Origin of the sequence: Pseudoduganella sp. GCM10020061, assembly GCF_042683405.1 — a bacterium.
Classification (GTDB): domain Bacteria; phylum Pseudomonadota; class Gammaproteobacteria; order Burkholderiales; family Burkholderiaceae_D; genus Telluria.
This window is the reverse complement of record NZ_JBHUJS010000001.1, coordinates 682,336-696,019: the sequence shown is the minus strand read 5'-3', so window position 1 is coordinate 696,019 and position 13,684 is coordinate 682,336. Positions and strand designations below refer to the sequence as shown.

Below are 13,684 nucleotides of genomic sequence, written 5' to 3'. Positions count from 1 at the left end.
CTTATGCGAAGTACTGCGCGAGTGCGGATTCGTACGTGCCCTGCGCGCGCATCAGCATGTCGCACACTTCACGCACGGCGCCGCGCCCGCCCGGGTTTTTCGTCACGTAGTGCACGCGCTCCTGCACTTCCGGATGGCCGGTCGGCACGGTCACGGCAAAGCCCACCTGCAGCAGCAGCGGCAGGTCGATCACGTCGTCGCCGATATAGCCGCACTGCTCGCGCGTGGCGCCGGTTTCTTCCAGCAGCTTGGCGAAGGCGATGCGCTTGTCGTGGATGCCCTGGTACACGTGCTTGATGCCCAGGTCGTGCGCGCGCCTGACCACGATCGGCGAGTTGCGCGCGCTGATGATCGCGGTGGCCACGCCGGTCTTGTTCAGCAGCTGGATGCCGAGGCCGTCCAGCACATAGAAGGTCTTGGTGATTTCGCCGTCGGCCGCGTAGGTCAGGCTGCCGTCGGTCAGCACGCCGTCCACGTCGAAGATCATGACCTTGACGTTGGCGGCGCGGTTGGTGGCGTCGGTCGGGCGCACCATCAGATCACCTTGGCGCGGGTGAGGTCGTGGATGTGCAGCGCGCCGACCAGCTTGTCGTCGGCGTCGGTCACCAGCATCTGGTTGATGCGGAATTCTTCCATGATCGCGACGGCATCGACCGCCAGCTGGTCCGGGTGCACGCGGCGCGGATTCGCGTGCATCACGTCGCGGATCATCACCTTGGTAAAGTCCTGGGTGCGCTCCAGCATGCGGCGCAGGTCGCCGTCGGTGAACACGCCGACCGGGCGGCCGTCGCCATCGACGATGGCGGTCATGCCCATGCCCTTCTGCGTGATTTCCATCAGCGCGTCCTGCAGGCGCGCGTCCAGGCCGACCTTCGGCACCGCGTCGCCACTGCGCATCACGTCGCGCACATGGGTCAGCAGGCGGCGGCCCAGCGCACCGCCCGGGTGCGAGCGCGCGAAGTCTTCTTCCTTGAAGCCGCGTGCGTCCAGCAGCGCCACGGCAATCGCGTCGCCCAGCGCCAGCGTCACGGTGGTGCTGGCGGTTGGCGCCAGGTTGAGCGGGCAGGCCTCCTTGGCTACCGAGATGTCCAGGTGGACGTCAGCCAGCTTGCCCAGGCCGGAATTCGGATTGCCGGTCATCGAGATCAGCGGCGCGCCCATGCGCTTGATGATGCCGACGATCGACAGCAGCTCGGCCGCCTCGCCGGAGTACGAGATTGCAATGAAGGCATCGTTTTCGGTGATCATGCCCAGGTCGCCGTGCGCGGCTTCGGCCGGGTGCACGAACATGGCCGGGGTGCCGGTCGAGGCCAGCGTCGCCGCGATCTTGCGCGCGATATGGCCGGACTTGCCGATCCCGGAGATGACCACGCGGCCGCTGCAGCCCAGCAGCAGCTGCACCGCGCGGGCGACGGAATGGTCGGTGTCGAGGCGCGCGTTGAGCGCGGCGATCGCATCGGCTTCGATCGTCAGCGTCTCGCGCGCCAGTTGCATTGCACGCGTTATCGCGCTGTCATCAAAAGCTTTCTGCATTGTTTTTTCATCGGTTACACTCATGGCAGCAGTATAAACGATCTGGCCAAGCAAAAAACTTGCCAGACCCAACAATCCACAAGCACTGCAAGGAACCCCGCTTATATGTTTTCCGGACTAGAACTCACCCTCCTGTTGCTGGGTTGTGCAGTGTTGGGGGTGGTGGCTTTCCGGATGATGCATTTGCCGCCGATGCTCGGCTACCTCGCCGTCGGCGTGCTGCTTGGCCCGCACGCGATGGCGCTGGCCGAAAACAGCGCCATCACCCACATGCTGGGCGAGATGGGCATCGTGTTCCTGATGTTCTCGATCGGCCTTGAATTCTCCATGCCGCAGCTGGTGGCGATGCGGCGCATCGTATTTGGCCTGGGCCTGGCGCAGGTGCTGGTCACCATCGGCGGCACCATGGCGCTGGCCACGCTGATCGCATTCAGCGCGCAGGGCATGTTCAACATCAGCTGGCAGGCGGCGTTCGCACTGGGCGGCGCGGTTTCCATGTCGTCCACCGCGATCGTTTCCAAGATGCTGACCGAGCGCCTGGAGCTGGAAAGCCAGCACGGGCGCCGCATCATCGGCGTCCTGCTGTTCCAGGACCTGGCCGTGGTGCCGCTCCTGATCCTGATTCCGGCACTGGCGCGCGACACCGGCAGCCTGGCGCCGACGCTGGCGTGGGCCGCAGTCAAGGCGGCCGTGGTGCTGCTGCTCCTGTTCTTCATTGGCCACAAGCTGATGCGCCGCTGGTTCACCGTGGTGGTCAAGCGCCAGTCGCAGGAACTGTTCATGCTGAACATCCTGCTGGTGACGCTGGGCGCCGCCTGGATCACGGAGCAGGCCGGCCTGTCGCTCGCGCTGGGCGCGTTCGTGGCCGGCATGCTGATTTCCGAAACGCCGTTCAAGTACCAGGTGGAAGAGGACATCAAGCCGTTCCGCGACGTGCTGCTCGGCCTGTTCTTCATCACGATCGGCATGCTGCTGGACGTGAACCTGGTGATCGCGCACTGGTGGGTGGTGCTTGCGCTGCTGGCCGCGATCGTCTTGGTGAAGTTCGCAATCATCGCCGGCCTCGCCAAGCTGTTCGGCGCGCCGGACGGCACGGCCATCCGCACCGGCCTGGCGCTTGCGCAGGCGGGCGAATTCGGTTTCGTGCTGCTGAACGAGATCACCGGACTGCGGCTGGTGGAGCCGGCCATCCTGCAGCCGGTGCTGGCGGCGATGGTGCTGTCGATGCTGCTCGCCCCGCTGATCATCACCAAGTCCGACGAAATCGTCATGAAGATCTCGTCCAACGAATGGATGAACCGCTCGCTCCAGCTCACGCAGATCGCCACGCGCACCATGTCGGCGCAAAAGCACGTGATCCTGGCCGGTTTCGGCCGTACCGGCCAGAGCCTGGCCACGCTGCTGACCGAGGAAAAGATCGCCTACCAGGCGCTGGACATGGACCCGGAACGCGTGGCCGAAGCGCATGCCGCCGGCGCCAACGTGTCCTACGGCGACGCTGCGCGGCGCGAGGCGCTGGTTGCGGCGGGCGTGCATCGCGCCGCCGCGATGGTGATCACCTACGCCAGCACGCCATCCGCGCTCAAGGTGCTGCGGCTGGTGCGCGAGCTGGCGCCCACGCTGCCGGTGATCGTGCGCAGCCACGACGACTCCGACCTCGAACGCCTGAAGGCCGAGGGCGCGGCCGAAGTGGTGCCGGAACTGCTGGAAGGCAGCCTGATGCTCGCCTCCCACGCGCTGGTCATGCTGGGCGTACCGCTGCGTCGCGTCGTGCACCGGGTGCAGGCGGCGCGCGACCAGCGCTACTCCTCGCTGCGCGGCTACTTCGCCGGTTCCAGCGACACGGCAGAGGAAGACCTGTTCGAGCGCCTGCACTCCGTCACGCTGCCGGAAGGCGCGAGCTCGGTGGGCATGAAATTGGGAGCGCTGCAGCTGGACGAATTTGCGGCGGAAGCGACGGCGGTACGGCGCGCCGGCCAGCGCATCGACCTCTCGCCGGATACGGTGCTGCAGGCGGGCGACGTCGTGGTGCTGCGCGGATCGGCCGAAGCGGTCGCGCACGCCGAATATCACCTGCTGCGGTAAATAGGGACTGTCTTCGGATCTCAACCGCGCTTATCTGCGCCCATCTGCGCCCATCTGCGCCGGCCCGCGGCGATCCGCAGCGATCCGCAGCGATCCGCAGCGATCATGGCCGAACGTTGGCTAACTCGACGGTATTGCACGCATTTTCGGCGAATTGCCGCGAAATGGCTACGCTACAGCCTCGCTGAAGCCGACCACGCGATTGCGGCCGCCTTCCTTGGCGCGATACAGCGCCGTATCGGCTTGCGACAGCAGCTGACGCGCGCAGGCGTCGATCGCCTGGTCCTTGCTGCACAGGTCCAGCGTGGCGGCGCCGATCGACACGGTCGAATCGACCTTGAAACCGGTGGCCAGCGTCACCGGCGCGGCGCCCACGGCGGCGCGAATGCGCTCCGCCACATGGAGCGCCGAGTCCAGGTCCGCATCGATCAGCAGTGCGACGAACTCCTCGCCGCCGAAGCGTCCCAGCGCATCCGACAGGCGCAGCTCGTCCTTGATGCGGCCCGCGACCTCGCGCAGCACCTCGTCGCCGCCCTGGTGGCCGACGCTGTCGTTCACATGCTTGAAGTGGTCCAGGTCGATGTACAGGCACGAGACGGGATAGCCCTGGCGGCGGGCGCGCGCGATCTCCTCCATGAAGCGGCGGTCCATGTAGCGCCGGTTGTATACCCCGGTGAGCGAATCGGTCAGGCCGATATATTTGAGCATCTCGTTCGAGATCACGTTCTCGAGGCAGATCGCGATGATCGACGCCATGTGCTCGATGAAGTCCGTGCCCAGCGCCGGCGTGAAACGCGAGGGATCGTTGCTGCCCAGGTTCAGGCTGCCGATCACGCGCTTGTTGCGCATCAGCGGCACCAGCGCCACGCTGGCCAGGCCTTGCGGCGGCGACGGGAAGGCATGCATGTGCGCCGCGTGCTCGAAGCGGCCCATGATCGGCTTGGGGCTATGGGCGCCATCGTGCGGGAAGCGCAGGCCGTCGGCGTCCTGCGCGAACAGCAGGTCCGGGAACAGCGCCAGGTCCACGCCCAGCTTTTCCATCACGGTACGGATGTCGGCATCGACATCGACCAGCGTCAGCGTGACGGCGTCGAGTTCGGAGATGACCGGCAGGACGCGGAAGATCGTGCCGATCAGCTCCGGAAAGCCGGACGAGCCGACGATGGCCAGGTCGAACTGCTGGTGACGGCACATGATCTCGTGATTGCGTTCCGCCTGCTCGACCAGGTACGCCATACGCGCGCGCAGGCTCGCATTCTCGGCCTGGAGCGAGTCCAGCGCCACACTTGTATCGTCCGTCATCCCTTGCAAAATCCTTAACTCTGCTGTTATTTTGTGCAACAGCCGCTACCTTAGCCCAAGAAGGCCGGCTTGCATACAAAAAGCGCAAGTCCTGTGGCGCGGATACCGACGGCCTGTCAGAAGTTAAGTTGGAAGGGCAGCTGCTGGCCGGCGGTGACGGTGACTTCCTCGGCACCCTCGAGCACCGCGTTCATGCCGAAGCCTGCAGCACCTTCAAGCCTGGGATTGCTGCGGTACGTGTTGAGGATATCGAGGGGATCGGGTCCGCGCTCCCCGGTGCTCTGGTCGACCGACGGAATCGGACAGCGCGCGCACGGCTTGCACGGCCGCAGTTGCGCGTCCCCGCCCAGCGCGAACGCCGCCACGTAGTCTTCCTCGTAGGCCTCCAGCCCGTCCACGACGAGGTTCGGACGGAAGCGGTCCATCGGAAGCGCCTCGCGCCCTGCCGCCGCCAGCCGTCCGTTCAGGTCCGCGAGCGAGGCGGAACCGATCACCAGCACCGGATAGCCGTCCGCGAACATCGTCGGCCACTGCGCGCCTCCCGTCCACTTGCCGCTGGTGCAGCGCGTGGCATCCGGGTGGTAGCGCACCAGCCGGCATGGCGCGCCAATCACGTTCGCGAACCAGGTCGCAGCAAGATCGCCGCAGTCGTAGGCGAGCACCGTGTCGTCCCAGATGCGTACTGTGCGCGTGACTTCTTCATCGGGGTGCGGCAGGCCGAGCGGCAGTTCGAGGCGCAGCATGCCTGGGGCGCGCAGCTCCAGCGTCGCGGACTTCAAGCGCGGGACGACCAGCGCCAGCCTGGGGTGCTCGCGCTGGGTGAGGAACTGGCCGTCCTCCGTCACCAGCATCCACTCGCGGTCGTAGACCTGGTTCACGGCGAGACCATAGCGGGTCATGGTGGCGCTGTGGACGGAAATGCCCGCGCAGGATTTAACGGGGTAGATAACGAGGTCGGAAACGGTTGGCATAAGTTTGTGGGCGGCTGGAGCGTCATCCCCGGCCTTCGCGGGGATCCATGGGGAATCAACCAGGGAGATTACTTTATCGCACCCGGATGCTCAGCATGGATCCCCGCCTTCGCGGGGATGACGGGTTAGCGGCGTTCGTTGGCGAGGCGCTCTTCGAAGCGCTTGAGCGAGCTGGCCGCATACTCCGCACAGCCACCGCCGAGGAAGGCGTTATGCGACGGCGTCGTCGCGGCCAGCTTCTTCAAGGTGTCGGTAAAGCCCGGATGGGTCGACACGATGACGTCGCACTTCAGCTTGCCGACGCGTTCGATGGTCGAACGGAAGCTGCCCGAGACATCCGGCCTCCCGCCGCCGCCCGTGAAGCGGAAGCCATCCATCGACACTGCGGTCAGGCTGTCGGCGTACACCACGTCGTAGCACTTGCCGCCTTCGCACGACTTCCAGGTCCACGAGGTGCTGCCCGGCGTATGCCCCGGCGTCATCAGCGCGGTGATTGCCACGTCGCCGATGCGGATCACTTCGTTGTCCTTCACGGCGCGAACGTTCGCGACTTTCGGGAAATGCACCGGCTCCTTGGCGTCGTACTGCGGATCGTCCTTCTCGACGGTACCGGCTCGCATGACGCGCGCGCCCCACTCGCTCGCCAGCACCGTCGCGCCGCTCGCCTTCTGCAGCGCCGAGATGCCGCCGGCGTGGTCCCAGTGCGCGTGCGAGTTCAGGATGTACTTCACGTCCTGAATGCGGAAGCCGAGCGCCTTGATGTTCGCTTCGATCTGCGCTGCGGACTGCGGCAGCGCGCCGTCGAGCAGCACATGGCCTTGCGGCGTCGTCACCAGCATCGCGGACAGCTCCTTGGTGCCGACGTAGTAGGTGTTCCCGACGATCTTGAAAGGCTTCTGCGCGACGTTCCATGCTTCGCACGAGTTGCAGTGAATGTGGCCGGGGTCACCCGCGTTCGCGCCGAACGGCAGCCCCAATGCGATGGCAGCGGTAGCAAGTCTCTTCATTTCTTATTCTCGCTTTACATAAGAAAAGCGCCCGGACGAGGCGCTTCCTTGTTGACTGTCCCCGTCAAATCAGACGTTGAACAGGAAGTTACCGATCAAGAGCCTCCATCCATGCGGACTTTCACATCAACACCGACGTTTCATACCCGGTTCCGTACCCGGTTTGGCTCAACTACGCGATCCCCTCATATTCCGGGAACCGTTCTTTCAGTCTTTCCACGGTGGTACGCCATTTCGGCGCGCTCGGTTTGCAGACGGAGTTCTGGTTGCCGAACATACCGACCTCCTGGACCGCTTGCGTGACGGCACTGTCTTCCACCACTGCATGGAAACAAAGTACTCGCAACCGTCCGGCACCATGGCGAGCAGGTCAATAATTCCGCCGACGCCCGTGCTCTCCTGCCGGCCGATCAGCATCCACTCGTCCGAAAGCATTTTCGGCGCGGCGACAATCATGTTTTCGAGTAGCTTCTCGCTTGGCAGCTGCGCTTCAGTGAGCGCTTGAGGTTGGGCGGATACCTTCCAGAGTGCGGTGCGGATGGCCATAGCGGTTTTCTTAGGCAGCGTCGAGCGCTGTTTCTATCAAGGTTGAGGCCAGACGCGCCTGACGATTGCGCGACTGGGCGAGGTCGCCCTTGAGGCGGTCGCAGAGGGCCATCAGTTCATCGACTTTGGCGACAATGCGGTGTTGCTCTGCGAGAGGCGGAATTGCGAGAGCAAACAGCGTGACACTGTTTGCCGAAAGATTTGGCTGTGCTGATCCGTTGTCAAAGCGGAAGATTTGTGACCGACCGAAAGGACTGGTCAGATATAGGAACAAGAATCTCCTGAGCGCCGGTAGATACGGTCTCACGATGACTAACGAAGACGCAATAGCGCCTTCGGAATACGGGGTGACAAATGCCGTTTTTCCGAACGTCGCACCGCGCAAACAATACACGAGGTCATGCTGCTCAATTTTTCCGCTTCGGAGAGAATCGAATTTTTCTCTAGTAATGTAGTGCATCCCTACCGTCGCGAGTGTGCCATCGGGCTGAATATGCCCAGTATTGATCCACGGTACGCCAGTGGGAACGTACTCCTCACGATTGGGGTAATTTTTGCTTCTGTCGCCGTTGATAAGTTCGACAACCGAACCGAGTTTTACCCACTCCCAACCTGCAGGAGCAGAAAAAGTAGTCTCGCTTGCCGAAATACGGTCCAGGCTTTTTGGTGCTCGGATTTTTCCAATATGTACTAACTGAGCACGCTCCTGCGCAATTTGCTTGAGCAGGTCAATCGCTGGTTCGTCGTTCGAGTCTTGTGGCACAAGCTTGCCCATGATGGCCAGTTGCAGGATTGTCTGCTTGAGGGCTTCAAGGCTGGACTCGGTGGTAAAGAGAATATCGAAGTGTTGGGCGAGGCGTTGCCAGTTGGCGACGAGGTCAGCAGCATCGGTACTTTGGGTGAGCGTACCGAGCAGGGTATCGACGAGTTTGGCCTGAGCGGACTCGGCGTGGGCTTGCTCTGCTTCCAGCCGGTCACACAGGGCCATCAGTTCATCGGCTTTGGCGACGATACGGCGTTGTTCGGCGAGGGGGGGTAATGGGAATGGATTTGACTCCAGAAAGTCCTTGGGCAAACGTTTCTGACCAGCTGTTCCAGTCATTTTCGTTTCTCCGGCCGCTAGGAACATCGGTGCCTTGAGATACGCGAGCACGTACCTCGGCTCAAGCGTTTGCGCAAATGGTCGGATTATATGTAGCTCCGTGGTCCCTGCACCAATACCGTTTTGCAGGCCAGCGAACACACACGCCTTGCTATTTTCAAAGCACGGCGTAATCTTGGCGACACCGATATCGCCCTCGGCGAAATGAGTAAAACCTTGCTTTACCTCCCCCCACTTGCGGAGTTCTTGCTGATGCGAACCGTCAAACCGATTCCCGATCATCGCCATCGGAACAAAGGAAGCGCCAACCGAATCGTCAGCTGCATTCCTCGGGTTGATTAGGGCGATACTAGCCAAATTGGTCAGAGCCCACCCTCTCGGCAGTTCAAAAGGCTCTGCATCACTGTCTGAAAGCAACGTTTCCTTATTTTTTTTGCGTACCCCATTCGCCTCTAATCGGGCACGTTCCCGCGCAATCCGCTTGAGTAAATCGCTCGCGGGTTCGTCTTGTGGGTCTTGCAGCGCAAGCTTGCCCCGTACTGCGAGTTCCAGAATGAGACCACGCAGTTTCTGTACGCCGTCCGGTGCTGTGGAGAGCAGCGGCAGATGTTCGCTCAACACGACACTCACGCCTGGCCCTCCAGCGCAGCGGCGAGTACCGCCTTGAGCGCGTCCCGTGTCTCGCTGATCTGCGCTTGAAACTGCGCATAATCGGCAAGCAGTTCGTCCGGATCATGGCTGACTTGATCCGGGCTATGCGGATTCTTGATGTCGAGGTTGTAGTTCCGTGCCTTGATGTCGCCAACGCTGACCTTCCAAGCGAATTCGTTTTCGACACGATCGTCCCACCACGCCTTCTCCGCCGCGAATTCCTCGATGCGTATTGGCCTGGTCTTGGAGTAGTTTTTGTACCCCTCCGGGTAGGGGTGCTCGTAGAACCAGACGTCTTGCGTCGGCGTCCCCTTGGTGAAGAACAGCAGGTTGGTCTTGATTCCCGTGTAGGGGCTGAAGACGCCATTGGGCAGACGGACGACCGTGTGCAGGTTGCAGGTCTCCAGCAGTTGTTCCTTGATGCGCGTCTTGATGCCTTCGCCGAACAGCGTGCCATCCGGCAGCACAACGGCGGCACGGCCGCCGTCCTTCAGCAAATGCATGATGAAGACAAGGAACAGGTCGGCGGTTTCGCGGGTGCGGAAGGTGGCCGGAAAGTTGCTCTCGATGCCATCTTCTTCCACGCCACCAAAGGGCGGGTTGGTGACGATAACATCGACGCGGTCACGCTGTCCGTAGTCGCGCAGAGGGCGCGATAGGGTATTGTCGTGTCGCACATTGGTCGGCACGTCGATGCCGTGCAGGATCATGTTGGTAGTGCACAGGAGGTGCGGCAGGGGCTTCTTCTCAACGCCGAAGATGGATTGCTGCAGCAGTTGTTCCTGCTCGACGGTCTTAACGTGATACTTGCGCACGTATTCGATGGCGCAGGTCAGGAAACCGCCAGTGCCGCAGGCCGGGTCCATAATCTTTTCGCCGAGCTGCGGCGCAGTCATGTCGACCATGAACTGCGTAACCGGGCGCGGGGTGTAATACTCACCGGCGTTACCGGCGTTTTGAAGGTCGCGGAGGATTTGTTCGTACAGATCACCAAACAGATGGCGGTCCTGCGCCTTGTTGAAGTCGATGCCTTCAACGATCTTGTTGATAACCTGGCGCATCAGGTGGCCGGACTTCATGTAGTTGTAGGCGTCCTCGAACACGCCGCGAATCACGAAGCCGCGCTTGTCGTCACCCTTAGGTTGCAGGTTCTTCAGCGTGGGGAAGAGCTGCTTGTCCACGAAGTCGAGCAGTTCGTCCCCGGTCATGCCTTCGGCGTTGGCCGCCCAGTTACGCCAGCGCAGATGCTCGGGAATCGGCGACCGGTAATCGTCATCGAGCAGTTCATACTCGGTTTCCTTGTCGTCGTAGATCTTCAGGAAGAACATCCAGACCAGCTGGCCGATGCGCTGCGCGTCGCCATCGACGCCGACGTCCTTGCGCATGATGTCTTGGATGGATTTAATGGTGGTGCTGATGGACATAAAGCAGGTGCTTGAATTTATTGACTGATGATGGGAAGACAATCGGCAAAGTCGGCGTGCAGCGCACGGGCCGAGTCCATGGTTTCCTGGTCGCCGGTGGCTATCGCGGCAAGTTGCGACGCGAGTGCCGTGATGGCATTTGAGTTGCCTAACACGTCATAGGAAAGCTGTCGAGGATAACCCGTCGTGAAACGCGCGAGTGGGTGAAAGTCGCCATGATTATAGCTGTTGAGCGCTTTCCACATCACATCCCGGCAAGCCTCCAACTGGTCCAGCAACGCCCGTGGGGCAGACTCGGACGATCTCAAACTTTTCAACATGTCGGCGACCATCAGGACATCTTTCCCCGCTTCTGCCGCTTCTGCAGTCAGAGCCCGGCTGAGCTTTTCAATCCAGATGTCGCTGGCGGCGTACATGAACCAGATGCCGCGGACCAGCGTCTCGAACTGGGTACGCAGCAGCGTATAGCCAGGGGCGTAAAACTGATTAGCAATGAGAACAAAGGCCGCCGCGCCATGTTCCGTTGAGAGCAGCGCCGACCTCAGGGCGAGGTCATAGCGTTGCTCAGGAAACGGGGCCAACCCAACGAGGTGTTTAGCGACCCGTTCATGGAATCGGCCGTTCGTTTCCAAAAACGCGGCAAACTTCTGTTCCGTCATGTCCTGCAAAGACTGATTTTCCCGATCAACCATACAACTGGTCTTCCAACTCCCGGATCGCAGACAAGTATGCAGGCTTCCCGCCGAAAGATTGGATCAGTTCCCCCGCCGTACCCAACCGGGTGAAAGGATCGAGGGTCAGGATCTTGATGTCCTCAATAGTCTCGATGCCGGAGTCGGCATATTTCTCGACCAGGGCTTCCAGCACCGCTCTCGCCTTGTCGCCGTACTTAGCAAAGGCGTCGCGTTTCTTGACCTGTTCGGCCCGCTCCCTCCGCGTCAGCGCCGGGCGGTCAAAGGCAACGTGGCAAACGAGATCGAATGGATCGAATTCGCGTCCATCCTTCTTCGCGACCTCCTCGGCCAAGGCGTCGAGGATCACACCGTGGGCTTCCAGTTCCTCGATGACCGCCTTCTTGCGGTCGGCGCTGGTCCAGCGACGCAGGAAGTCGTCAAGCGAGGCGTACTCCTTGCGCACCGCCTGGCGGGTATAGTCCTTGAGCGATTCAGTGATCAGCTTGCCATCCGGGCCGTAGTACTGGACGCGCTCGGCAACGACATACACCGTGACTTCACCGCCCAGAACATACTTGATCCGCTTTTCACCCTCATCATCTGGCGGCAAAGGCGGCTCCGGTTGGACGGGCGGCCCAGGCTGATCGGTTTCGTCTTCAGGGGCCGCGTCATCGGGTGGCACGGGTGGCTGATCGTCTTCGGGTTCATAGACCTGTTCTGGCGGTCCGTCGAAGTCGGGATCGGCGAAGAGCTCGGTGGCCTTCTTGAAGTCCATAATAGAGAACCAGAACTTGCCGAATTCCTCGTTGATGCGGGTGCCGCGACCAATGATCTGCTTGAATTCGGTCATCGACGTGATGCGCTGGTCGAGCACAACGAGTTTACAGGTTTGCGCATCGACACCGGTAGTCATCAGCTTGCTGGTCGTGGCAATGACCGGGTAACGGCTTTCTGGGTTGATGAAGTTGTCGAGCTCAGCCTTGCCCTCGGCCTCGTCGCCGGTGATCCGCATAATGTATTTGCGGTTTTCCTTGACGCGCGCCGGGTTGAGGTTGACCAGCGCTTGCCGCATCCGTTCAGCGTGGTCGATATCTTCGCAAAAGACGATGGTCTTGGCCCAGGGATCGGTGGCGCTGAGGAATTCGGTAATCTTTCTGGCAACCAGTTCGGTGCGCTTTTCCAGCACTAGCGTTCGGTCGAAGTCTTTCTGGTTGTAGATTCGATCTTCGATCAAGTTGCCGTGCTTGTCGGTCTGCCCCTTGGCGGGACGCCAGCCTTGCAGGTCCTTGTCGATGTCGATGCGAATGACCTTGTAGGGAGCGAGAAAGCCATCGTCGATGCCTTGCTTCAGTGAGTAGGTATAGACCGCCTCGCCGAAGTAATGGATGTTGGATACTTCCTTGGTTTCCTTGGGCGTGGCGGTGAGGCCGATGTGCGTGGCACCGGAGAAGTAGTCAAGGATTTCGCGCCATGCCGAATCTTCGGCGGCGCTGCCCCGGTGGCATTCGTCGATCACGATAAGGTCGAAAAAATCCGGTGAGAACTGCTTGTAGATGTTCTTCTCTTCCTCGTTACTGGTAACGGCTTGGTAGAGCGATAGGTAAATTTCAAACGCCTTGTTGGCCTGTCGCTTCTCGATTTTGGTCATCGCCTGACCGAACGGTTTGAAGTCGTTGGTGCGGGTCTGATCGACAAGGATGTTGCGGTCCGCCAGAAAGAGAATGCGTTTTTTGGTCTTCGATTTCCACAGTCGCCAGATGATCTGGAAGGCGGTGTAGGTCTTGCCCGTACCGGTAGCCATTACCAGCAGAATGCGTTGCCGGCCCCGCGCTATCGCCTCGATGGTACGGTTGATGGCATTAACCTGATAATAGCGTGGCGTCTTGCCGCTGCCGTCATCGTAATACGGCGTTTCGACAGTTTCACGGCTCTCTTGGGTAGCAAGTCCCTTCCATGCGCAGTAACGCTGCCAGAGCTCTTGTGGTGAGGGGAACTCGGCGAGCGTGAGGCTCGTTTCTACCTGTTGCGCGTGGCCAGTGCGATCATGGAAGAGAAAGCCGTCGCCGTTGCTGCTAAAGACAAAGGGCAGATCGAGCGTTTCGGCATAACTCAAGCCCTGCTGCATGCCATCGCCGAGACCGTGCTTGTTGTCCTTGGCTTCGATGACAGCGATGGGCAGATTTGGCTTGAAGTACAGGAGATAGTCTGCGCGCTTCTTGGTGCCCCGGCTGTGCAGCTTGCCGCGGACGATGATTCGCCCGGCCGTGAAAGTGACTTCTTCGCGTATTTGCCCCGCAAAGTCCCAGCCGGCGTTCTGCACGGCAGGGGTGATGAACTGGGTGCAGATGTCGCGCTCGGAGAGGTTTTTCTTTGACATTGATTTCTCGCG

11 protein-coding genes are annotated in these 13,684 nt (G+C 61.2%); 1 reads left to right on the top strand and 10 read right to left on the bottom strand.

The window, feature by feature from the left end; genetic code table 11:
* Nucleotide 1: 1 nt before the first annotated feature.
* Both ACFSQR_RS03100 and ACFSQR_RS03095 read right to left on the bottom strand, forming a co-directional pair.
* Nucleotides 2–535, bottom strand: coding sequence for a KdsC family phosphatase (locus tag ACFSQR_RS03100; RefSeq protein ID WP_377727997.1), 534 nt, complete (start codon nt 533–535; stop codon nt 2–4).
* Complete coding sequence (locus tag ACFSQR_RS03095) at nt 535–1,533, bottom strand: SIS domain-containing protein (RefSeq protein WP_377727996.1); 999 nt, start codon at nt 1,531–1,533, stop codon at nt 535–537. Before ACFSQR_RS03095 ends, ACFSQR_RS03100 begins: the two co-directional genes overlap by 1 nt.
* A 105-nt stretch (nt 1,534–1,638) precedes the next feature.
* Between ACFSQR_RS03095 and ACFSQR_RS03090 the strand changes: the two genes are divergently transcribed.
* Entirely contained in the window at nt 1,639–3,618 is a 1,980-nt protein-coding gene (locus ACFSQR_RS03090; RefSeq protein WP_377727994.1) for a cation:proton antiporter, read from the top strand.
* A 168-nt stretch (nt 3,619–3,786) separates the two neighbouring features.
* On the opposite strand, the gene ACFSQR_RS03085 is transcribed toward ACFSQR_RS03090, so the two are convergent.
* The 8 genes from ACFSQR_RS03085 to hsdR all read right to left on the bottom strand — a co-directional run bounded on the left by ACFSQR_RS03085 (nt 3,787) and on the right by hsdR (nt 13,672).
* Nucleotides 3,787–4,920 (bottom strand): DUF484 family protein, encoded by a 1,134-nt coding sequence (locus ACFSQR_RS03085; RefSeq protein ID WP_377727992.1) that lies wholly within the window; start codon nt 4,918–4,920, stop codon nt 3,787–3,789.
* A gap of 116 nt (nt 4,921–5,036) precedes the next feature.
* Complete coding sequence (locus tag ACFSQR_RS03080) at nt 5,037–5,891, bottom strand: MOSC domain-containing protein (RefSeq protein WP_377727990.1); 855 nt, start codon at nt 5,889–5,891, stop codon at nt 5,037–5,039.
* A 125-nt stretch (nt 5,892–6,016) separates the two neighbouring features.
* On the bottom strand, nt 6,017–6,898 hold the full coding sequence (bla, locus tag ACFSQR_RS03075) for a subclass B3 metallo-beta-lactamase (RefSeq protein WP_377727988.1): 882 nt from the start codon (nt 6,896–6,898) through the stop codon (nt 6,017–6,019).
* A gap of 207 nt (nt 6,899–7,105) precedes the next feature.
* Entirely contained in the window at nt 7,106–7,444 is a 339-nt protein-coding gene (locus ACFSQR_RS03070) for a hypothetical protein (protein ID WP_377727986.1), read from the bottom strand.
* A gap of 10 nt (nt 7,445–7,454) precedes the next feature.
* Nucleotides 7,455–9,176 carry a restriction endonuclease subunit S gene (locus tag ACFSQR_RS03065; protein ID WP_377727984.1) on the bottom strand — a complete coding sequence of 574 codons (1,722 nt, stop codon included), beginning with the start codon at nt 9,174–9,176 and terminating at the stop codon, nt 7,455–7,457.
* Entirely contained in the window at nt 9,173–10,621 is a 1,449-nt protein-coding gene (locus ACFSQR_RS03060; protein WP_377727982.1) for an N-6 DNA methylase, read from the bottom strand. The genes ACFSQR_RS03065 and ACFSQR_RS03060 overlap by 4 nt, the downstream gene beginning before the upstream one ends.
* A gap of 17 nt (nt 10,622–10,638) precedes the next feature.
* On the bottom strand, nt 10,639–11,313 hold the full coding sequence (locus tag ACFSQR_RS03055; RefSeq protein WP_377727980.1) for a DUF6988 family protein: 675 nt from the start codon (nt 11,311–11,313) through the stop codon (nt 10,639–10,641).
* A complete protein-coding gene (gene hsdR, locus ACFSQR_RS03050) occupies nt 11,306–13,672 on the bottom strand; it encodes an EcoAI/FtnUII family type I restriction enzme subunit R (protein WP_377727978.1) in 2,367 nt (788 codons plus the stop codon). The genes ACFSQR_RS03055 and hsdR overlap by 8 nt, the downstream gene beginning before the upstream one ends.
* Nucleotides 13,673–13,684 lie beyond the last annotated feature (12 nt).